This window comes from Eggerthella sp. AM16-19, assembly GCF_003474385.1.
In the GTDB taxonomy this organism is placed as follows: Bacteria; Actinomycetota; Coriobacteriia; order Coriobacteriales; family Eggerthellaceae; genus Senegalimassilia.
On the sequence record NZ_QUCY01000002.1, the window covers coordinates 153,542 to 174,887 of the forward strand.

The window sequence follows — 21,346 nt, forward strand, 5'->3', positions numbered from 1 at the left end:
AAGGAGAAAGAAGGAGTCATGTCTTCAAGTATCGATCCTCGTTCTTGTCGTGTCGCTCTTTTATGCGGCGGCAAAAGCAACGAGCGTGAAATTTCCTTGGCATCCGGTAAGGGTGCTCGCGAAGCTTTGGAGACGGCGGGTTTTTCCGTCACTGATATCGATCCGGCGAACAAGGAAGACCTGAAGCGTTTGATTGAGGAACCGTTCGACGTGGCGTTCCTCTGCCTGCATGGCAAATATGGCGAAGACGGTACAGTGCAGGGTTTGCTCGATATCGTCGGCATCCCTTACACGTGCTCTGGTGTGTGGGCGAGCGCGCTTGCCATGGACAAGGTGAAGGCAAAGGTCTTCTACGAGCGCGAGGGTATCCCCACTCCTCCGTCCTTGACGGTTAGCAAGGGTGACAAGGTTGATATCCAACAGGTCATCTCGTCTATGGGCGAGAAGGTCGTTGTGAAGCCCGGTACCGAGGGCAGCGCTATCGGCGTGTTCATCGTGGAGGGCGCGGAAGCCATCGAAGATGCTTTGCAGAAGGCGCTCGATATCGATGACGAGGCGCTTATCGAGCGTTATATCAAGGGCCGTGAATTCACTGTCGCTGTTCTGGGGAACCATGAGCCGAAGGCTATGCCCGTTATCGAAATCGTTCCCAAGAGCGATTTCTACGACTTTGAGTCGAAGTATGCCGTGGGCGGCTCTCAGCATATCTGCCCTGCGCGCATCCCCGACGATGTGACGAAGGTTATGCAGCGCGAGGCGGAAAACGCTCACAAAGCGCTCTCGTGCAGCGGCACCTCTCGCACTGACTTCATCTTGGAAGACAACGGTGATTGCTGGGCGTTGGAGACGAACACCATTCCCGGTATGACGGCTACGTCTCTTCTTCCCGATGCCGCTCGCGCCGCAGGCATGACCTTCCCCGAGCTGTGCACCAAACTTATCGAGCTTGCCCTGGAAGAGCCTGTGCGATAAACGGGTTTGCAGAACAAGTTTGTTTGACAGTCGATTGAAAGGGTCGCCCATCCATAAACAGGCGACCTAAAACAATTCAGCGCACCCTCGAGAAATGGATGTCGTTGGATACAGAATACGTGGCAAACAGAAATGGATGCCATTGGACAAAGGATACATGGCAAACAGAGGGGTTGATTCCGGAAGCGTTCCGGGGTCAGCCCCTCTGTTTGTAGCTTAGCGCCATGCGATGCTCTAACGGGTTGTGTAGCGTTAAGGTTGATTCGGAGGACGGGTTCTTATTCGTAGAGCAGGCCATTATGTCGTCCGTTGATTTAAAAGTTGATCTCGATGCGGTGATTCAAGATCGAATAATCTTCTAAAAACTTTATGTCGTCCTATGACAGGATGAACTCCGTAGTGTCGAGCGAACCCTTGAAATATCCTTTAAGAAAGCCAAGGGCCAACGAAGTTTAGTGGAGGGTGCGTCTAAAACAGCCCGCAGCTTTTTAAGCCGAACACCACCAATGCAACCAATGCTAGCAAGAATGCCCAGCTGATCAAAAAACAGCCCTTGTTCCCTTCCCTGCTCTTTTGGACCATCAAGTCGGTGAAGCCCCGGGATTTCTTGAGAATGGCGGTATGGCTGTCGCCCTTGGGCATATCAGCTCGCTGCGAAGGTTGCCAGGTTCCATGGGAATCAAGAATCGATTGCACACCTTGATTCTTGATGTCGATACGCGGGCGTATGCCTTGCGCAAGCGATTTCATGGTCGTGCGCATGAAAGTATCGAAATCAGATTGATGCACCTTGTCGTAACAGAAGAGCGCGACTTCGCCCCAGTAGAAACCCGGTTCCGGCTGATCGGTGAAAGCGACGAAAGACAAGACGGCATGCATTTCCCAGCTTTTAGCGGCAAGCAAATTGAGATTATGGGACGTTTGCTCATCAAGATAGCCTAGGGTATCGCCGTAATCGTTTACGACCCATGCGCGTATTTGGCCTTTCAAGGGCTTGAACTCGATATTGAAAACGTCGCCGATGATGCAATTCGATCCAAGCAGAATCGCCGCATCTTTCTTTGAAGTGGTGTCAAAGCGGGCATATGCGCCGAAATAGCAATCAGGCAGCATGGGGTCTCCTATCTGAAATGAAGTGAAAAAAGCGTAACACAAACGAAGAAGCGGAATACCCGGCATCCATCGATGCCGGCTGACTTACAATAAGAAGGTTACAAAGTGATAGAAGCAAACATGGAAGCATCCATGTGGGAGATAAGGAATATGCCGTGCGTGGTGATTTGCTCGCGTATATCAGTGATGGAACCCCTCAGGCGATCGTCGATCGCTATGCATCGCTTGCTGATGCTTCGAAAGAAAGCGATTACGGTGAGCTTGACCGCGATATCGTCGTTATAGACACCGAGACAACCGGCTTCTCGTTCAATCACGATGAGTTGACGCAGATTGCGGCAGCCCGCATGGATAAGGGCGAGATTGTCGATTGGTTCGTAACGTTCGTAAACCCCGGAAAGCCTATTCCAGAAGATGTTGCGCATCTGACCAATATTCATGACGAGGACGTTGCCGACGCTCCTTCTCCGGAAGAAGCACTCACGCAGCTCGCCGAGTTTGTTGGTGATTCGAAGCTTGTGGCCCATAATGCCGCCTTCGATCGCACCTTCACCACGCGACATCCAAGCGGCTATCCTTTGCTGGAAAACACCTGGCTTGACTCCTTGGATCTTGCTCGCATTGCTCTCCCCCGCCTGAAATCCCATCGACTTATCGACTTGGTTCGCACCTTCGGGGCGCCGGTTTCCACGCATCGCGCAGACGATGACGTTGCGGCTACGTGTGCCGTGTTCCGTATTCTGCTGGCTGCGGTGGATGCCATGCCGAAGCCCCTTGTGGCTAAAATCGCATCCCTTGCAACGCCTGAGCAGTGGGAAACCCAGGTTGTTTTCCAGTACTTCGCCGACCATTCCGGCGATGCTGCTGACATAGCGTCCGATGAAGCCGCCTTGGTCGAAGACGCTGCGCGCGACATTGTTTCACGTGAAACAAACGAGGGGCAGCTCTCGTGGGCAACGAGCCAGCTCGATTTGTTCTCGCTGCAATCCATTCGTCGCGATCGTCTTCGCAAGATCGAGAGCAGGCCGAAGGTTGATGCGGATGCGATCGCCTCCGACCCTATGCGCAGCATGGAATACCCCACTGTCGAGGAGATTGACAAAGCCTTCAGCCAAGAGGGTCTTGTGGGCAACTTGTATAAGAATTACGAGCCGCGTGCCGAGCAGCGAGATATGAGCACTTCGGTGCGTGATGCGTTCGCTTCTGGGGATAATCTTGTGGTTGAAGCCGGAACCGGCGTCGGTAAATCCATGGCGTATCTGGTTCCTCTGGCGCTTACCGCGCAGAGAAACGGCATCACCGTTGGCGTGGCAACCAAAACGAATGCTTTGCTCGATCAGCTGGTGTTCAAAGAGGTTCCCGCGCTTGCGAAGGCGTTGCGCGCATCCGATCCCGATGCAAAGCCTTTGACGTGTGCGCCGTTGAAGGGATTCTCCCACTATCCTTGCCTTCGTAAGATTCGCAGCGTGGTGGATGATGGCGCTGCAATGAAGGAGATTCAGGGCAAAGAGCTGTCGCAAGCCCCTGCGATGGCGGCGCTGCTTTCGTTTATCGAGCAAACGGAATACGACGATATCGACGGTTTGAAGCTTGACTATCGCTTGCTGCCGCGAAAGGCGATCACGACGAGCAGCCAGGAATGCCTGCGCCGCAGGTGCCCGTTCTTCGGTAACCTGTGCTTCGTCCACGGGGCGCGCAAGCGTGCCGAAGCTGCCGACATCCTGGTTACCAATCATAGCCTGCTGTTCTGCGACATGGCTGCCGACGGCGGTTTGCTGCCGCCGGTTCGCTACTGGGCTGTCGATGAGGCCCATGGTGCCGAAAGCGAGGCGCGCCGTGCTTTCTCCATCGAGCTTGATGCTGAGAATATCCTTCGAGAGGCGCGCCGAGTAGCGGCAGATGATGCTCGTAGGAACGTGTTCGCCCGCGCGGAGCGCCGTGTGGTCCTGAACGGCGCGAAAGAGGAAAGCGAAACGCTGTTCTATACGCTCACGCAAAAAGGCAAGAGTGCGGGCGAGGCGTATCGTCAGACCGCCGAAGCCTTCTGTGCCAGCCTGAAGGGTCTGCTGTTCTTCGATACGAACCGGCATGGGCGCGGCTACGAGATTGTTGAGCTGTGGGTGAACAGCGACATCCGTAGTTCCGCCACGTTCGGCGATATCGTGGACAAGGGCGTCGCGATGCGGGAATCTGCCGAGAAGCTGATCGCGGCTTGCCAGAATCTGGTGGCATATCTTGAAGACATCGAGAACGCAGCCGCGATACAACGCGAGATAGCCGCGATGGCCATCGACTTGAAGGAACAGGTCAATGCGGTGCAGGTGATCCTTGAGGACCCCAACGAAAGCTATGCGTATGCTGCAACGTTGTGCCGGAAGAAGGACCGCGTCGGAGAAAAGCTGCAAGGCATGCCCGTTAACGTCGGCGGAAAGCTGAACGATACGCTCTATGCATCTACGCATTCGGTGGTGTTCGCATCGGCAACGCTGTCTGTCAATGGGAGCTTCGATGGCTTCACGAACGCTATGGGCTTGGGTCAGGGAGAGTTCTCTCCGGTCAAAACCTGCCAGCTTGATTCCAGCTATGACTTTGATAAGAACATGACGGTGTACGTTGTGGCCGATATGCCCGAACCGAACGAGCCTAGCTATATGGCTACCCTGCAGAAGTTCCTTGTTGAGGCGCATAAAGCGCAGCAAGGTTCGATGCTCACGCTGTTCACGAACCGTCGCGAGATGGAGCGTTGCTTCGACTATGTTCAACCTGAACTGAAAAGCGATGATTTGCGCTTGGTGTGCCAGAAGTGGGGCGTGTCGGTGAAGGGCCTGCGTGATGAGTTCCTTGCTGACGAGCACTTGTCGCTGTTCGCGCTGAAAAGCTTCTGGGAAGGGTTCGATGCCCCGGGTGCAACGCTGAAAGGCGTCGTCATTCCTAAGCTCCCCTTCATGAAGCCCACCGATCCGCTCTCTTGCGAGCGTGCGGAACGCGATGACCAAGCTTGGCGACATTATGTGCTGCCCGCGGCGGTGCTCGAGGTGAAGCAGGCGGCTGGTCGATTGATTCGTCGTGCCGATGACACTGGCGCGCTGATCCTCGCAGATCATAGGTTGGTTTCGAAGAGCTATGGGAAGGTATTCCTGAATTCCTTGCCAAGCAGCAACATCAAGGTGCTGCCCGCCGCTCAAATCGTTGCTGAATTGGCGGCAACGAACCGAGGCTGAACCTGGCGGCATATATGAGAAGACGAGACGATAAAATCGCCCGAGCAGCTCATATCAAAGAGAGGACGCACGGAACGTCCAACGAGATATCGTTCAGCGTTCTCGATGCTGCTAAATATAAGGAAACAACTCAGCGATTCAGCCTGAGGGATTTGCTTGCCGATCGCAGAGATACGAATACCCAGAGTGTTTCACGTGAAACAGGCGAACATGTTTCACGTGAAACATCCAACCATAGGGCGTTGGCCGGTTCGCATGCTGCCGAAAGTGGTGCTCGCAGACGGCGAAGCGGAGTCTGGTTTAAACGGAAATCCGCTAAGCAAGCAACCCAACGCAATAAGGCTACCCACGCATCAGGTTATAGCGAAGAGGCTTCGTCCCAAACGCCGGCTGGTGCTAAGCGCATGTCTATCGAGCAAGAGATAGCTCGAAGAAAAGCACGTCGACGCAAGGGAAGGATTGCTGCGGTATCCGTTGTGGTAGCCGTCTCGTTGGTAATCGTATCCGTTGGCGTTTGGACGTGGCATTGTCAGGTCATCGAGCAGCAAGGATACGAATCCGAGCTTATGGATGCGCTGAGACTGGTTACCGAAGCTGATGAGACCATCTTGCAAATAGACGCGATAGTGGATGATCCCTTTGCAGCTGAAAGCGAAGGAAAGAGACAAGATGTCCTGTCCTCCGTCGAGCAAACCAAGCAGTTGCTGATCGATGCCGATGGAAAGGCGCGCAACGTCTCCGAAAAGCTTTCCGATCCTTCCGTCCGCGAAGTTGCCAATCAGACGGTGATATCGATAACGGCGCGTCAAGGCATGATAACGCAAGGCATGCAGCTGGTTGAGACGTCGGAAGATGCTGAGCAGGCGGCAAAGGAATGCGACGCTGCGTGGCAGCTGGTGCTGGATGCGGATGCCCAGGTTCGCGAGGCAACGAAACTGGCCGGGCGGAACGAGGTCGATGCTTCCAAAGAAAATACCTTGGAAGCGAAGGAAACGTTTTCCAGGAGCCTGGGTCAGCTCAAGTCGCTTCAAGCGGATTGCCCAACCGCTGATGTTTCACCGCTGATCGAGTATGTGGAAAAGCGGATGGAAGCGATGGACTTGGCGGTGCAGTCTGACGAGGCCCTCACCGCGAAAAATAAGGATGAGGCCATCGCGCGAAACGATGCGTATAACGCTGCCGAAGAGGAGGCTGCGACGATGGCTGCAGCCTTGCCAAGCGACCCGAAGCAATTGGTCAAAGATGCGTATTTCGCAACGTGGGCTGAGGCTATCAGAAGCTATGCCGGACAGCGCGCGGCTGCCGGTGCCAGTGATGCAGTTATACGTGATTATTTGGGCGCGCAAGGCAAATAGCGTATACTGCAATCCGTATATGCCTTGCTGTAATTGAGGAACGAAAGGCACAAAAATGCCGGATATTAAAGAGCATATCGCATACCTGTCGCAGGAGATCGGCGCCCGTCCCGCTGGCACCGAAGAGGAACAGCAGGCTGCGTTGTACATTACCGAGCAATTCCAGAAGGAAGCAGGCTTGCCTGCTAACATCGAGGATTTCAATGGGGTCGGCGACCCTCATCTGCCTAGCATGATTTGCTGCGGCGCAGCTGTGGTGCTCGCCTTGCTGTCGTTGATTGTGCCCGTGCTGAGCATCATCGGGGTTATCGGTTGCCTTGCAGCCGCCGGCTTGTTCGCGGCGGAATATTTGGATAAGCCCATCATCTCGAAGCTTCTGGGAAAAGGTGTGAGCCAAAACGTTGTGGCTAAGTACGCCCCCGCAGCGCCTGAGGATGGCGAAGGTGCTCGTCGCCGAAAGGTTATCCTGGTGGCTCGCTATGACACCGGCAAGGTGCGTGCTGAGCTTGCCGGTCCCACGGCTCAGGTCATGCCGCTTGTCGGTAAGATCTCCTTCGGTGCGATGGTCGCCCTTCCCGTGCTGCTACTCATCAAGGGCGTTGCACTGGGTTCTTCCGAAGGTACGCTTACCACGATCTTCACGCTGCTGATCGTTATCGCCATGCTGCTCACTGCTATCCCGCTGGCTCTTGGTGCGCTACATCAGACTGCTGCTTACAACGAGGGTGCGAACTGCAATGCTTCCGGCGTTGCCGCCCTGCTTGAGCTGGCTCGTCGTATCGGCGCAGGCCGCGTGAGCGAAGCCGAGATCGCCGAGCGCGAGGATGCCCTGATGCATGGACCGGAGGCCGCGTATGAGAGCGGCCTTGTTCCTGAAGGTGCCGAGTTAGTGTATTCCTCCCACCCCTGTTCCTCCATGGAGGATGAGGAGAGCCTCATTGCCGCCAAGGCTGCAATCTCGGCGTTGTCGGGCAAGCCCGTCGACGGCATGACCGCTGAAGAGGTTGAGCGCAATCTCCAGAAGATCGAGCGACATGATCGCGAAGAAGCTGAAGAGGAAGCTCGAATGCAGCGCATGGAGGCGCGCGCCATCGAGAGCGCCCGCCGCGATGCCGAGCAGGCTCGTCTTGCGGCAGAGCAGGAGCAGCAGGCTCTTGAGGCCCAGCAGGCAGAGGAAGCCAAAAAGGCTCAGGCAGAGTTCGAGGCCCAGCAGGCGGCAATGCAGCAGGCGGAATTCGAGGCCCAGCAGGCAGCGGCTCAGCAAGCAGCGGCTCAGCAGGCCGCTGCCCAGCAGATGCAGCCCGCCGCGGAGCAACAGCGCGCAGCGCAGGCAAGCGTGCCTGATTGGTATGCCCGCGCTCAGGAAAAGGCCAAGAAGCCCCGCAACGCCGAGAAGCCGGCGCAGCGCTCCCGTTACGCTAGCGCCCTTGATGCCGCGGTTGCCGAAAGTGCCGGTCATTTCGCGAAGGCGAACAACATCGTGGAGCATGAGCTCGAGCGCTCCTTCGACATTGATCGCGACACTATCCGAGAGGTTCGCGCTCCGCAGTGGGCGACCATCGCGCCCGTGCAGCCCGCGGTGCAGCCCGAAACCGAGCAACCGGTCGCGAACGCCGCATCCTCCGAAGTCTCCGTGAATGCGGTGTCGGCGGTTGAGCAGGCTTCGCAGATGCAGCAGGCACCTGTTCAAGAGCATCCTGCTATCCAGCCCCCCGCATCTCAGCAGGCTGTGCAGCTCGATGCGCAGGTTGAGACGGCTTCCGCTGACGAGACGGCGCCTGCAGCGCCTCAAAACGATGCCGTGGTTGCAGCTCCCGTCCCCGAGGCTTCTGCTCCCGTGGCAGAGCCCGCACTCGAGCAGATGACCGCTCAGCAGCCCGTCGCGCAGTTTGCTCCCGCGCAGGTTTCCGCACCTGATCCTGTTCAGGCCCAAGTTGTCGCTTCCGCCGAGGTTGCCGATCCCTTCGCCACGGCAGCTACGCCCCCGATCGACGTCACGAAGCTCCATCTTGAGGATGTCCCCCCGATGGGCGATGTTCCCATGCCGGCGTTCCTGGATCCGCGCAAGGTGCAGGAAGAGGCCCAGTCCCGCCAATCCGACGCTCCTCGCTCGGGCAATCGCGTCGACGTGACGCAGGCTTCCATCAACGAGGCCGGTCGTGTCGATGCGGCAAACGCTCCCGCGGTGCCTATGCCCGCACCCGCGTCTGAGTCCGCAGATGAGACGGTGCCGGAGCTGCAGGCCAAGCCGCTTGATATCCCGGATGTCTCCGTGGCCCCGGTGGCTCCCGTCATCTTGCCGGAAGTCTCCGCGACTGCGCCTGCTGCCCCCGTTGCGGCGGCAGTGAAGCAGCGCGCTCCGCTTGCCGACGTCGAATCCGCCGGCAAGACCGCGGCGCGCAGCCTACTGAACTTGCTTCCCTCCATCGGGTCCTCCGATATCAAGGCCTCCCATGAGCAGGAGGGCGAAGAGGCTGGGGAACCCGGTGAGAAGAAGGATTCCAAGTCTTCCCTGCTCGCATCCCTGCCTTCGCTGTCCGGCTCGATCAAGGCAGCGGATGCTGCTCAGGCCCAGCCGGGTGTGAGCGCTGCCGCAAGCTTCGGCACCGCCGGTGCAACCGGCTCGTTCGCTCCGGTGAGCAGCGAGCTTGCCAGCACCATGGATCCTGAGGACATGTACGTCGACGATGCGGATGATTCTGCTTACGACGACCACTTCACCGAAACGGGTGCGTTTGCGGGACCTGGCTACATGGAGATGCCCAAGTCACGCTTCCGCCGCCTGTTCGACAAGTTCCTTCATCGCAAGGACGACGAAGAGGATACGCCGCAGGAGTGGCTTGACGTGGACGACAACTTCGAGGCCCGTGCCGCCGGAAAGGCGCGCGGCGGCTGGGAGAGCTTCCAGGAAGAGCACTACGAGCAGGGCGAGTATCAGGGTGATTACGCTGTCGAAGCCGATCAGAATGTTGCAGCGTATCCTGGGGCTACGCAGGCTCTGCCCGCTTTGCAGAGCGACGACCTCGGCGCAACTCAGGCATGGAAGCCTCAGCCGATCGACGTCGAGGCGGCAGGCCAAGAGGCTTCCCAAGTTGCGTACGATGATTCGTTCAATGTCAACGACGTGGCAGACGACGAGCAGTCCGGGTCCAACCGCTTCCGTCCGTGGCATGGCGGCGCTTACTCCGCACGTCGTATGGAGAACAGCAACCTGTCCTCCGAGGAGCTTGCCGACGAAGCGGCCGCGGCGGCAGTGCCCACGCCTGTTGAGCTCAACGAGGAGCTCAACGAGGTGTACCAGTTCCGCAACCCGGACATCGATGCCGAAGTGTGGTTCGTGGCTCTGGGCTCCGAGCTTGCTCAGAATTCCGGCATGAAGGCGTTCCTGGAAGCTCATCAGTCCGAGCTGCGAGGTGCGTTCATCGTCGATATCGATGCTATCGGCGCCGGCGATCTGACCATGATCGAGCGCGAGGGCTTCTTGAAGCCCTCGAAGGCATCGTCGCGTATGAAGCGTTATATCCGCAAGGCCTCGCAGGCTACCGGCATCAAGGTGGCATCCGGTGCGCTGCTCGGCGAGGAAAGCGCTGCATCGTATGCGGCGAAGCATGGCTGCCAGGTTACCCATCTGGTGGGCATGGAAGGCGGCAAGCCTGCGCTGTATGGCCAGCAAGATGACATCGTCGAGAACATCGACGAGAAGAAACTGGCCTCCAACGTGGACTTTCTTATGGAGTTGTTGAAGAATATGTAAGGCCTGTAACATGCTCGTTATCAGACTGGACGGCCGCTGGCCTATAATTTCAGCCCGCGCGAGCACGAACTGAAAGTGCATTCACCGATTCACGGCGCCTGCACTCTTATACGGCAACTAGAGAGGTTTACTATGGCTATCGAGGCATATTGCGTGAAATGCAAGGCGAAGAAGATCATGAAGGATCCCGTTGAGGGCGTCACGAAGAACGGCAAGCCTATCACGAAGGGCAAGTGCCCTGACTGCGGCACCACCATCTGCCGCATCGGCGCTGCAAAATAGCATATCGTTTGAGCAACAACCAGCAATGCCCGCCTCGCGCGGGCATTGCTGGTTTTGAAGCGGCGGGAATGAATGACACGAAAGGAAGGGAACGTAATGGGCGGCACGCAGAAAATCGACCTGTACGAGAATTTCAAGAGCATCAATTCTATCGATGCTGAAAAGTACAAACGCTACGATGTGAAGCGCGGCCTGCGCAATGCCGATGGAACCGGCGTGCTGGCGGGTTTGACGGGCATCTCCAACGTGCATGGCTACGTCATGTCCGATGGCGAGAAACGCGCCGACGAGGGCGAGCTGCGCCTGCGCGGGTACGACCTATACGACCTTCTGGGCGTTGATGCGAAGGATCGCCGATTCAACTATGAAGAGGTGTCCTATTTGCTGCTGATGGGCGAGCTTCCCACGGAGCAGCAGCTTTCCGACTATATCGCCACCATCGATGCCCAGCGTGAGTTGCCCGATGGTTTCACCGCGTCCATGATCATGCGCGACACCCCTCCCGATATCATGAACGTGCTGGCTCGGACCATCCTGCTTTTGTACGCCTACGACGAAAACGCTGAGGATCGATCCGTCCAGCACGAAATCAGCACCGCCATCTCCCTTATCTCCCGTCTCCCCCGCATCATGGTGCTGACGTACTACGCGATTCGCGCGCGTTACAACAACGAGTCCATGATCATGCATCGTTTCATCCCGGGTCAGTCCACGGCGGAGACCATTCTGTCCATGCTGCGCCCCGACAGGCAGTTCACGCCTGAGGAAGCGCGTATGCTCGACATCATGCTGTGCCTGCATGCCGAGCACGGCGGCGGCAACAACTCGTCGTTCACCACGCATGTGCTGACGTCCGCCGATACGGATGCGTATTCCACGTACGCGGCGGCGATCGGGTCGCTGAAGGGCCGCAAGCACGGTGGCGCGAACCACCAGGTTCTTGCCATGCAGAAGGAGATCAAAGACAACGTCGTCAATTGGGAGAACGATGACGAGGTTGCGGCGTATCTCGCTAAGATCGTGAACAAGCAGGCTTACGACAAGAGCGGTCTGGTTTACGGTATGGGCCATGCGGTGTACACGCTGTCCGACCCTCGCGCCGTCATCTGCAAACGCTTTGCCGAGAAGCTGGCCATAGGCACGGAATTCGAAGCCGAATTCCGTTTGCTCGAGAAGATCGAGCGCCTGGCACCCGAGGTGATCCTCAATGAGAAAGGCACGAGAAAGGACATGTGCGCGAACGTGGACATGTACTCTGGCTTCGTGTACTCCATGCTGGGCATTCCGGAGGATCTGTTCACCCCGCTGTTCGCCTGTGCTCGCATGTCGGGCTGGGCTGCGCATCGCTTCGAGGAAATCGTCTCGGGCAAGCGCATCATCCGTCCCGCGTACAAGTCGATCTACAGCAAGAAGCGCGCGTATATCCCTATGGACGAGCGCTAAGCGCAACGCAACGCAAAACCCTGTTGAAGCGCCCGGATCTCTTCCGGGCGCTTTTGCGTTGTTTTAGGATGAGTAAGTAGGCGAAAGAGTTTAAAGTTACATAAAACTAAGCAGTTCTATCGCTATCTTTCGGGTCGCGACGTTCGCGTGGCTCTGCTTTGCAAATGGGCAGCTGGGGCTGGTTTGGTTTCAAAAAAGAAAACGCCCGGGGACCCGGGCGATAGCATTCTGGCGGAGGAAGTAGGATTCGAACCCACGGAACCTTGCGGCTCAACAGTTTTCAAGACTGCCGCCTTCAACCACTCGGCCATTCCTCCATGTAGCTTGCTAGGATACCATATAATGATGCTTATGAATGACGAAGAATACATGCACATGGCGCTTGAGGAGGCGCAACGTGCGGCGGCTATGGGAGAGGTCCCCATCGGCGCTGTGGTTGTGTACCACCCTATCGACAAAGCAACGCGTCGACCGCTTGCCGAGCCTCGCGTGATTGCGCGGGCATGCAATATCCGCGAGACGCAGCAAGATCCCGCAGGGCATGCGGAGTTCGTTGCCATGAAGATGGCGGCGGCCGAACTTGGCGTGTGGAGGCTTACGGGCTGCACGGTGTACGTGACCCTGGAGCCGTGCATCATGTGCGCCGGGCTCATGCACCAGGCTCGGGTCGACCGCTGTGTGTTCGGTGCGCCCGATCCGAAAGCGGGTGCTTTGGGCACGTTGTATTCCATTCATGAGGATAAGCGCCTCAACCATACATTCGACGTAAAGGCCGGCGTGTTGTCCGAGGAATGCGCAACCATATTGCGAGAATTCTTCAAGGCACGTCGAAAGAAACGAACGGAGCAGCAGTGATGCAGCAAGACGAAAAACAGAATGTTTCACGTGAAACATTGGAAGGGTCCGTGGACATGCTCGACATAGCTCGCGTTGCCCAGGACGTGGAAGCGCGCGAGTTTGCCGGAATGGGTTCGCTCAAGCTGGTTGCCCCGGCAAAGGTGAATCTGTACCTGAACGTCAAGGGCGTACGCGATGATGGATACCACGAGGTGTCCACGACGATGCATGCGCTGATGCTGCATGACGTGCTGCGCATGAAGATCATTCCGGGCACCGGTGAAGCGGTGAAGCTGACCACGCGCAGCTTCGAGGGGCTGGCTCCCCTGGATGTCGATCCGCAGGACAACATCGTGGTGAAGGCTATCTTGAAATTGGCAGAGGCGTTTGGCCGCACGCTGGGCGAAGAGGAAACGATGCGCGTGCATCTCGAGAAGCGCATCCCCGTTCAGGCGGGCCTGGGCGGCGGCTCGTCGGATGCGGCAGCGGCGCTGCTGGGCTCGGCGGTTCTATGGGGCGAAAGCGTTTTGGATCCGCGAATCAAAGAGGTTGCCGCTCAGCTGGGCGCCGACGTGGTCTTCTTCTTGCAGGGCGGTTGCGCGCTTTACGACGGCATCGGCGAGAATCTGGTTCGCACGCTCAAGCCGATGAACGACTTCCTGGTGCTGGTGAAGCCCGAAGGCGGCGTTTCCACCGCCGAGTCATACAAGAAGATCGACGAAGACCCCCAGCCTATTTCTGCCGAGGATGCGCAAGCGGCGGAATCGGCGGAGTACGCTATGAGCGTCCCGTTTCTGAACAATATGGCGAAGGCCAGCGAGCAGCTGAATCCGGGGATCCGCACCGTGCGCGAATGGCTGCAGGAGCAGCCGGGCGTTTGCAATGCCATGATGTCCGGCAGCGGCGCCGCGGTGTTCGCGGCATGCGATTCCTTCGCATCGGCGGCAAAGGTGGCAACCGACGCGCAGGCCAAGGGATGGTGGGCCCGCACCACCACGTTCGGTCCCTTCAAGGCGACGCTTACCACGAATTGCTAGACAAACCTTGCAGCGTAGGGGATTCCAGCGTAGCGATGTCGTTTATGCTGTATCCAGGGTCGGAGCACCCCGTTTTGGGAGGGCGCCTTGACCTTATAAGGGCTCGGACTGCGATTTGCAGAGAACCACGATCTTCAAGGTCGCGGAATGTAGGCACCCGGTAGAAGGAGGAAGCCATGACAGCGGTAATCATCCTTGTCGCGATAGCGGTAGTGCTCATCGTGTTCATCATCGCGCTCTATAACAAGCTGGTGAAGCTTCGCAACATGGTGGACAACGCTTGGGCGCAGATCGATGTGCAGCTTCAGAGGCGTTTGGACCTTATCCCGAACGTGGTGGAAACCGTGAAGGGTTACGCACAGCACGAGAGCGCTACGTTGGACGCCGTGACGCAGGCTCGTGCGGCTGTGGCGAGCGCAAGCACTCCCGAAGGACGCATGGGGGCTAACAACCACCTTACCGAGACCCTGAAAAGCTTGTTCGCGGTGGCCGAAGCCTATCCTGACTTGAAGGCGAACGCCAACTTCCAGCAATTGCAAGCCGAGCTGTCGAACACCGAAGACAAGATCAGCTACATGCGCCAGAGCTTCAACGATACGGTGATGAAGTACAACACCGCCATCCAGACGTTCCCTGCCGTGCTTTTCGCAGGCATGATGGGATTCAAGGAACGTCCGAGCTTTGCCGCCGAGGAGGGTGCCTCCGCTGCGCCGAAGGTGACGTTCTAACATGGTTGCAAGGCTGACGCGCATCATACCGTTGCTGCTATTGCTGGCCTTCGTGGCTGGCGTGGTGTACGTGGTGGCGGCGTGGCGCTATTCGCCCGCGCGGGCGAAGGAGATCCTTATCAAGGCCTTCACCGTGCTGAATGTGGCGCTGGCCGCATTCTTTGGCCTGGCAAGCTTGTATGCGCTGTCGGAGCGCAACGGCGATGTGCTGGATTTAACGCTTTCGTTCATGGTTACCGCGTTGGTGGCGCTGGGGATTACGCGGATATGCCGAGCGGTGTTCTTGAAGCACAACCCCTCGTACCGGATGAAGCCGATGAAGGCGAAGCGTTTGCACCGCTGGCCTTGGGGACGAAGATGATCGCGAAGGCGCCCGATATCGAGCGCCTTCTTTTATAGTTGGTAATCGAAACAAAAAGCCCTCGCATTTGCGAGGGCTGAAAATACGTGGCGGAGAAGTAGGGATTCGAACCCTAGATGCCCTTGTGGGGCATACTCACTTAGCAGGCGAGCACCTTCGGCCTCTCGGTCACTTCTCCACGCTATAATAGGTGCGGGTAGATATAATACCTTGACTGTCGAAAACTTGCAAGGAGCATTCTCGATGCAATACACAAGGACACCTCATTTCCCAGGCAGCCAGCGGGATGGCGCGCGTTGCCGCGCCGCATGGTTGGTTGCGGTCGCTTTAGTGGTTGTTGCTTGCGCTTGTGCGCTGGCGGTTTTGCCGTGCAAAGCCTACGCAAAGTCGTACACCATGCCGCAAGTGGATATCCAGGCCCAGCTTGAAACCGACGGCACGCTTCACGTGGTTGAGCAGCGTACGTTTGATTTCGACGGCTCGTTCTCCGCCGTATGGTGGACTCTGAATCTGCTGCCCACGAACGCGGAGTTCGCCGTGAACGGCGTTCGTATGATGAGCGTCGACGGATCAAATGATACCGAAGGGTCCATGTCGGCGATGCCCGAGGTTCCGTTCGAGCTGAAATGGCGCGAGGAAGGCGGACCGGGAAAGGATTCGTATTCCGTCGATAGCCCGAAGAACACCGTGTACGTATTCTTCGGATCCCAGCCTAAGCGTGTGGTCGTGGAGCTCGACTACACCATCACCAACATGGCGCAGGTCTACGATGATGTCTCTGAGGTGTACTGGCAGTATCTAGGCTCCGCCTGGGCGGTTCCTTCCGAGAACGTGACGGCCACGCTTCAGCTTCCCCTTCCCCAGGGAGTTACGGTCGATCCTGGCGAGAATGTGCGTGCGTGGGGTCATGGCCCGCTGAGCGGCAGCGTTTCCGTTAACGCCGATGGGTCTGTCACGTGCACGGTTCCCCGCGTGGAATCTGGCGAATATGCCGAGATGCGCGTGTGCATCCCCTCCAAGTGGCTGACGAACGTTTCGCTGAGCACGCAGCGCCTGCATGCCGGCGAGCAGCGCCTGGACACGGTCCTGAAAGAGGAGAAGGCTTGGGCGGATACCGCGAATAGCAAGCGCATGATGTCGCTGGCGTTCTCCGCAGCATGCGTGGCCGTATGCGTTGCGGCGTTGGTTTGGGCTATCGTCATGTTCTTCCGCCACGGCAAAGAGCACAAGCCGGACTTCACGGAGCAGTATTGGCGCGATGTGCCGCGTCAGGGCGTGCACCCGGCCGTTATCGGCCGCCTGTGGCGTTGGAACAGGGAAAGCACCGACGACCTTACGGCAACGATCATGCACCTGGCGCAGACGGGCGCCGTGCGCATCGATTCCGGTTCGTACATGGTGCCGAAGAAGCATGGCGGCACGAAGACCGTGGACGACTTCTATGTCACGAAGCTAGTGGAAGCCGATGCCGTGAGCGACCCGATCGACAGGGCGACGTTCAATCTGCTGTTCGACAGGGTGGCGTCAGGACAGAACTCGCTATGGTTCGGCAGCATCAAGAAGTACGGCGAAGACCATTCGGAGCAGCTGGTAAACGCAGTGAAGAATTGGCAAGGTGTGCTGACCGCGGAGACGGATAAGCACGGCTTCTTCGAGGAGAAGGGCAATAACCTGCGCGGTTGGACATGGACAATCGCTGTTGCGTTGTTCGTTATCGCCATGGTGATTTGGTTCATGTCCGACAACATGATGCCGATGATGTGCGCCGTCCCGACCGCTGCGGCCTTGGCGTTCATCGGCAACAATATGACGCGACGCAGCATCGACGGCAACAACCTGGTTGCGCACTGCAAGGCGTTGCGCAATTGGCTGCGTGACTTCAGCTCGCTTGAGGAGCGCCCGCCCACCGACGTGAAGGTGTGGGGCGAGTTCATGGTGTACGCGTACTTGTTCGGCGTTGCGAAGCAGGCAATCGAGCAGCTTCGCAAGACGCAGCCCCAGCTGTTCGCGGTCGACCAGACGTACGGAGATACCTACGTGCCCTGGTGGGGTTGGTACACCTCCTACGAGAGCGGCGCGAACGCGGGGATGCCTGATGTGGGAAGCTTCCTTTCCTCGTCGTTCAACCAAGCTGTGAAGACCGCTAACGAGGCGATTCAAGCTGAATCGAGCGGCAGCGGAAGCGGCGGCGGATTCTCCAGCGGCGGTGGCGGCGGCTTCGGCGGCGGTGGCGGCGGAGCTCGCTAGTCGTCGAGAAGGAAGCTGCGGATGTGGTGATCTCGGCGAAGGCCAAGCCTGCAATAGGCAGGTTCACGATCTGCGCACACCCCGCTGGCTTGTCGCTCGATTCTCGCGGCATGCTTTCAGCTTGCTTGACGCCGCCCGTCTGCTAAGATAGCGGTCGCATCGTCTTGCGGCGAATCTTGATGAAAGTGAAACGCCGATCTGCGCCGCTTTGTGCGGCTGTAGGTTGGCGTTTCTTTATGCCCCTGGTAGCGAGCTGCGATAGAAGGTAAAGGGAAGGCTGTATGAAGAAGGAATTGCCCGCTTGGGCGTATAAGATTGCCATCGTGGTGGCAACTATCATCTGGGGCTATAGCTTCGTGTCCATGAAGGGCGTTGTGGCGGTTATCCCGCCGGCGTGGCTGCTGGGGTTCCGATTCCTGTTCGCAGGCATCGTATTGACCGTTATCCTGTGGAAGCGTGTTCGCGAGGCGTTCAGCGGCAAGATGGTGCTTGCCGGCACGGTGCTCGGCCTTGCCGATTTCCTGGCGTTCTGGACGCAAACCGTTGGCTTGGAGCACACCACGCCCGGCATCAACGCGTTTCTGACGGCGACGTATTGCGTGATCGTCCCCTTCTTGTGGTGGATCGTCGCCCACAGGCGTCCAACGGTGTTCAACATCGGCGCCGCCGTGCTTGCCTTGGTGGGTATTTGGCTCGTGTCGGTCCAGTCAGGCGGCATGACCATGGGCTTTGGCGAGGTGATGACGCTGCTGTGCGCGGTCTTGTTCGCCGTGCACATGGTGTTGGTTTCGAAGCTTTCCCGCTTCCATGACGTGCTGGCCCTGACGGCTGTGCAGTTTGTCGCTGAAGGTTGCATGGGCTTGCTGTCGGGGGCGGCTTTTGAGACGTTTCCGGGATTCGCGGTATTTACGCCCGACATCATCGGCCAGCTGCTGTTTCTGGCCATTTTCGCTTCCATCGTGGCGTTCGGCATCCAGAACGTGGCGTTGGCGCATATTCCTCCTGCACAAGCATCGTTGTTCCTGAGCCTGGAATCGGTGTTCGGCGTGCTGTTCAGCGTGCTGCTGTACGGCGAGCAGCTGAGCTTGCGCTTGTTGATAGGCTTCTCTTTGATCTTCGTGGCCATCATCATCAGCGAGACGTTTCCATTGAAGCGCAAACAGCCTGATGGCGCCGTTGGGGAGGCTATATAAGAACAGCTTGTTACCGTTGTCTTGATGCATGAGCAGGCATGATACAATTCGGACGTACATGACCGATCAAGGAGGGCTTACCATGGCGGAGAAGAACAACGTTGTTCTTATCGGCATGCCCGGCTCGGGTAAATCCACGCTGGGCATCGTGTTGGCGAAAATCATGACGAAGGACTTCATCGACGCCGACATCGTCATCCAGAACCAGTGCGACAAGACGCTGCAGAAGATCATCGATGCATGCGGCCCTGAGGGTTTCATCGAGGTTGAGAACGAGATTCTCAGCAAGATCGATGCGGAGAACAGCGTTATCGCCACGGGTGGTTCCGCCGTGTACTCCGATGAGGCTATGAAGCACTTGGCGGAGATAGGCACGGTTGTGTATCTCAAGATCTCTTATGACCAGCTGGTGCATCGTCTAAGCGACCTGCAGGAGCGCGGCGTCGTTTTGAAGGGTGGCATCGGTATGAGCCTCAAGGAGCTGTACGACGAGCGTCTGCCGCTGTACGAGCAGTATGCCGGCATCACGGTGGACGTGAACGACCTGTCCATCACCGCTGCGGCTCGTAAGGTTGCAGATGCGCTTGCGCATGAAGGTGTGAAGTAATGTTTCACGTGAAACATTAGATGTTGAAAGGCCACTGAAAGGTGGCCTTTCTTGTGCACGCGAGCAAGTTGAGCAGTTGAACATTGCTTCGCTGTAGAGTTCGGAAAACTACGACAAGCGGTTCGGGTTCGGTGGCGAAGCCCTTTATGGTGCTTGGCTAGCTACAGGCATCGATGCTTCTCAACTAGGAGAAGAAAACCGGACAGCGCATCATGGCGTTTATGAGGCAATGAAGGCCGTCGGATAGATGGCATGACGTTACTGCTGCGGTTTTGGAGGTGGCCGGATTGGGATTTACTGCAGAGGCTTGGGGTGTGTAGGGGATTTAGCAACGCTAGAGTTCCAAACAAGGCGATAGCATTTGGGATAGGGTTATACACCACTTATTGAACCTGGATATAGAATCCTCGACTAAGCTTTTACCGCGCTTTGGTCTTGGTTTTGCTGGTAAAGAGCGGTCATAGTTTGATCGTGGACTCCCCTTTGCTTATAGGTGCGGCGCTTAAAGATTACGCAGCAAGTCTGCGTGAAACATCCTGACAGAAACAAAAAGGCCCCGATGTTTCACGTGAAACATCGGGGCCAGCATGAGGGGCAGGCAGTTGCTATGCGGTGGCGAAACCTTGTGCAGCTGCTGCGCGGTCCTCCTGGGCGGTCTTGGCGCCCAGGCGATCAGTAAGGGAGTCAATCGGCGGCACGTCGTCATGATTCTCATGCGGAACCATGTCCTCTTCCTTGCCGCCTGCGTCGTTCAGACGCTTGAAGAAGTCCTTCGTCTCGCGGACGACCACACCGGAGAGAACGATCAAGGCAATCATGTTCGGCACGGCCATGCACGCGTTGAAGATGTCGGCGATGGTCCAAACGGCGGAAACGGTCATGTAGGGGCCGATGAACACAGCGGCGATGTAGAGCCAGCGGTAAACCTTCACGGCCTTCATGCTGCCGTTGCTGAAGTACTCAAGGCAGCGCTCGCCGTAGTAGTCCCAGCCAAGGATGGTGGTGAAACCGAACAGAGCCAGGCATGCCATGAGCACGAACGACACGACGGTGGGAGAAATGAACGGCAGGCCAGCCTGGAAAGCGGCGGTGGTGACGCCAGCGCCCTCAAGACCGGGAATTTGGTAAGCGCCGGTCATGACCAGAGCAAGGCCGGTCATGGTGCAGACCACGATGGTGTCGAGGAACGTACCGGTCATGGAAACCAGACCCTGACGGACGGGCTCCTTCGTCTGAGCGGCAGCAGCGGCGATAGGCGCAGAACCAAGGCCGGCCTCGTTGGAGAAGATACCGCGGGCGATACCCTTTTGCATGGCGATGAAGATGGCGCCAAGCATACCGCCGGCAGCGGCGTCAAGGCCGAAAGCGGAACGGAAGATGACCACGAATGCGCCGGGGATCTTATCCAGGTTGGTCAGCAGCAGGACAAGGGAGAAGCCCACGTAGAGCACGACCATGACGGGGATGACGCGCTCGGAGACGCTGGCGATGCGCTTGATGCCGCCGATGACCACCAGGCCGACCAGCACGGCAACCACGATACCGCCGATGACGGTGGCGATGGAGTAATCCATACCGAGGACGCTGACGGTGAAGGACTTTTCGGGATCGAAGAAGTTCGTGATGGCGGTGTTAATGGAGTTCACCTGGGTGAAGGTACCGATGCCGAACAGGCCTACGCACATGCCGAAGAAGGCGAAGATCTTGGCGAGCCAGCGCCAGCTGATCTTGGGCAGACGCTTGCCCATGCCGCGCTCGATGTAGTAGAACGGGCCACCCAACACGTGGCCGGTGTTCTCGTCGATGCTGCGGAACTTGACGGCAAGCAGGCCCTCAGAGTACTTCGTGGCCATGCCGAACAGCGCTGCCAGCCACATCCAGAACATGGCACCGGGGCCGCCGACCACGACAGCGGTTGCAACGCCCACGATGTTGCCCGTACCGATGGTTGCTGAAAGCGCGGTGCACAGCGCGCCGAAGCTGGTCACTTCGCCGGAGCCGCCCTTTTCATTCTTGACCATGTAACGCAAAGCGCGCGGCAGCTGGCGAAACTGCAGACCGCCCAGGCGCACCGTCAGCAGGATGCCTCCGAACAGGATGAGCACCATCAACGGGACGCCCCATACAAAGTCGTCAATGGCGGTGATCACGTTATTGACGACGTCGAAAAACCCTTCCACAACTCACTCCTAACTA

The 21,346-nt window shown here is 57.7% G+C and carries 15 protein-coding genes and 2 tRNA genes; 13 read left to right on the plus strand and 4 right to left on the minus strand.

Annotation, left to right across the window (positions count from 1 at the left end):
* The first annotated feature begins 18 nt into the window (after positions 1-18).
* Entirely contained in the window at positions 19-972 is a 954-nt protein-coding gene (locus tag DW178_RS01880) for a D-alanine--D-alanine ligase (RefSeq protein ID WP_118349420.1), read from the plus strand.
* Positions 973-1,440: 468 nt separating this feature from the next.
* Here DW178_RS01880 and DW178_RS01885 read toward each other — a convergent pair whose 3' ends face one another.
* Positions 1,441-2,085, minus strand: coding sequence for a hypothetical protein (locus tag DW178_RS01885; protein WP_118349421.1), 645 nt, complete (start codon positions 2,083-2,085; stop codon positions 1,441-1,443).
* A 155-nt stretch (positions 2,086-2,240) separates the two neighbouring features.
* Here DW178_RS01885 and DW178_RS01890 point away from each other — a divergent pair, with 155 nt between their 5' ends.
* The 5 genes from DW178_RS01890 to DW178_RS01905 all read left to right on the plus strand — a co-directional run bounded on the left by DW178_RS01890 (position 2,241) and on the right by DW178_RS01905 (position 12,140).
* The gene (locus DW178_RS01890; RefSeq protein WP_118349422.1) at positions 2,241-5,306 is read left to right on the plus strand and encodes a helicase C-terminal domain-containing protein; all 3,066 of its coding nucleotides are present in this window, start codon (positions 2,241-2,243) and stop codon (positions 5,304-5,306) included.
* A 404-nt stretch (positions 5,307-5,710) separates the two neighbouring features.
* Positions 5,711-6,661 (plus strand): hypothetical protein, encoded by a 951-nt coding sequence (locus DW178_RS01895; RefSeq protein ID WP_158573965.1) that lies wholly within the window; start codon positions 5,711-5,713, stop codon positions 6,659-6,661.
* A gap of 55 nt (positions 6,662-6,716) precedes the next feature.
* Complete coding sequence (locus tag DW178_RS01900; RefSeq protein ID WP_118349424.1) at positions 6,717-10,415, plus strand: aminopeptidase; 3,699 nt, start codon at positions 6,717-6,719, stop codon at positions 10,413-10,415.
* A gap of 132 nt (positions 10,416-10,547) precedes the next feature.
* On the plus strand, positions 10,548-10,697 hold the full coding sequence (locus DW178_RS11370; protein WP_042432320.1) for a DUF5679 domain-containing protein: 150 nt from the start codon (positions 10,548-10,550) through the stop codon (positions 10,695-10,697).
* A 96-nt stretch (positions 10,698-10,793) separates the two neighbouring features.
* On the plus strand, positions 10,794-12,140 hold the full coding sequence (locus DW178_RS01905) for a citrate/2-methylcitrate synthase (protein WP_118349425.1): 1,347 nt from the start codon (positions 10,794-10,796) through the stop codon (positions 12,138-12,140).
* 229 nt (positions 12,141-12,369) lie between these two features.
* Here DW178_RS01905 and DW178_RS01910 read toward each other — a convergent pair.
* Positions 12,370-12,457, minus strand: a tRNA-Ser gene (locus DW178_RS01910).
* Between the two features lie 34 nt (positions 12,458-12,491).
* Between DW178_RS01910 and DW178_RS01915 the strand changes: the two genes are divergently transcribed.
* From DW178_RS01915 to DW178_RS01930, 4 genes are all read left to right on the plus strand, one after another.
* A complete protein-coding gene (locus DW178_RS01915) occupies positions 12,492-12,995 on the plus strand; it encodes a nucleoside deaminase (RefSeq protein WP_118349451.1) in 504 nt (167 codons plus the stop codon).
* A 56-nt stretch (positions 12,996-13,051) separates the two neighbouring features.
* Positions 13,052-14,014, plus strand: a complete 963-nt coding sequence (ispE, locus tag DW178_RS01920; protein ID WP_118349426.1) for a 4-(cytidine 5'-diphospho)-2-C-methyl-D-erythritol kinase — start codon at positions 13,052-13,054, stop codon at positions 14,012-14,014.
* 176 nt (positions 14,015-14,190) lie between these two features.
* The gene (locus tag DW178_RS01925; RefSeq protein WP_118349427.1) at positions 14,191-14,742 is read left to right on the plus strand and encodes a LemA family protein; all 552 of its coding nucleotides are present in this window, start codon (positions 14,191-14,193) and stop codon (positions 14,740-14,742) included.
* Position 14,743: 1 nt separating this feature from the next.
* Positions 14,744-15,103, plus strand: coding sequence for a guanylate cyclase (locus DW178_RS01930; RefSeq protein ID WP_118349428.1), 360 nt, complete (start codon positions 14,744-14,746; stop codon positions 15,101-15,103).
* An 87-nt stretch (positions 15,104-15,190) separates the two neighbouring features.
* On the opposite strand, the gene DW178_RS01935 is transcribed toward DW178_RS01930, so the two are convergent.
* Positions 15,191-15,281 (minus strand) — tRNA-Ser (locus DW178_RS01935).
* 218 nt (positions 15,282-15,499) lie between these two features.
* On the opposite strand from DW178_RS01935, the gene DW178_RS01940 reads away from it, so the two are divergent.
* The 3 genes from DW178_RS01940 to DW178_RS01950 all read left to right on the plus strand — a co-directional run bounded on the left by DW178_RS01940 (position 15,500) and on the right by DW178_RS01950 (position 19,150).
* On the plus strand, positions 15,500-17,350 hold the full coding sequence (locus tag DW178_RS01940; protein WP_158573967.1) for a DUF2207 domain-containing protein: 1,851 nt from the start codon (positions 15,500-15,502) through the stop codon (positions 17,348-17,350).
* 281 nt (positions 17,351-17,631) lie between these two features.
* Entirely contained in the window at positions 17,632-18,543 is a 912-nt protein-coding gene (locus DW178_RS01945; protein WP_118349430.1) for a DMT family transporter, read from the plus strand.
* Between the two features lie 82 nt (positions 18,544-18,625).
* Positions 18,626-19,150, plus strand: a complete 525-nt coding sequence (locus DW178_RS01950; protein ID WP_042432337.1) for a shikimate kinase — start codon at positions 18,626-18,628, stop codon at positions 19,148-19,150.
* A gap of 605 nt (positions 19,151-19,755) precedes the next feature.
* Here DW178_RS01950 and DW178_RS01955 read toward each other — a convergent pair.
* Positions 19,756-21,330: an alanine/glycine:cation symporter family protein gene (locus tag DW178_RS01955; RefSeq protein ID WP_118349431.1), complete on the minus strand. Its 1,575-nt coding sequence runs from the start codon at positions 21,328-21,330 to the stop codon at positions 19,756-19,758.
* Between the last annotated feature and the right edge of the window lie 16 nt (positions 21,331-21,346).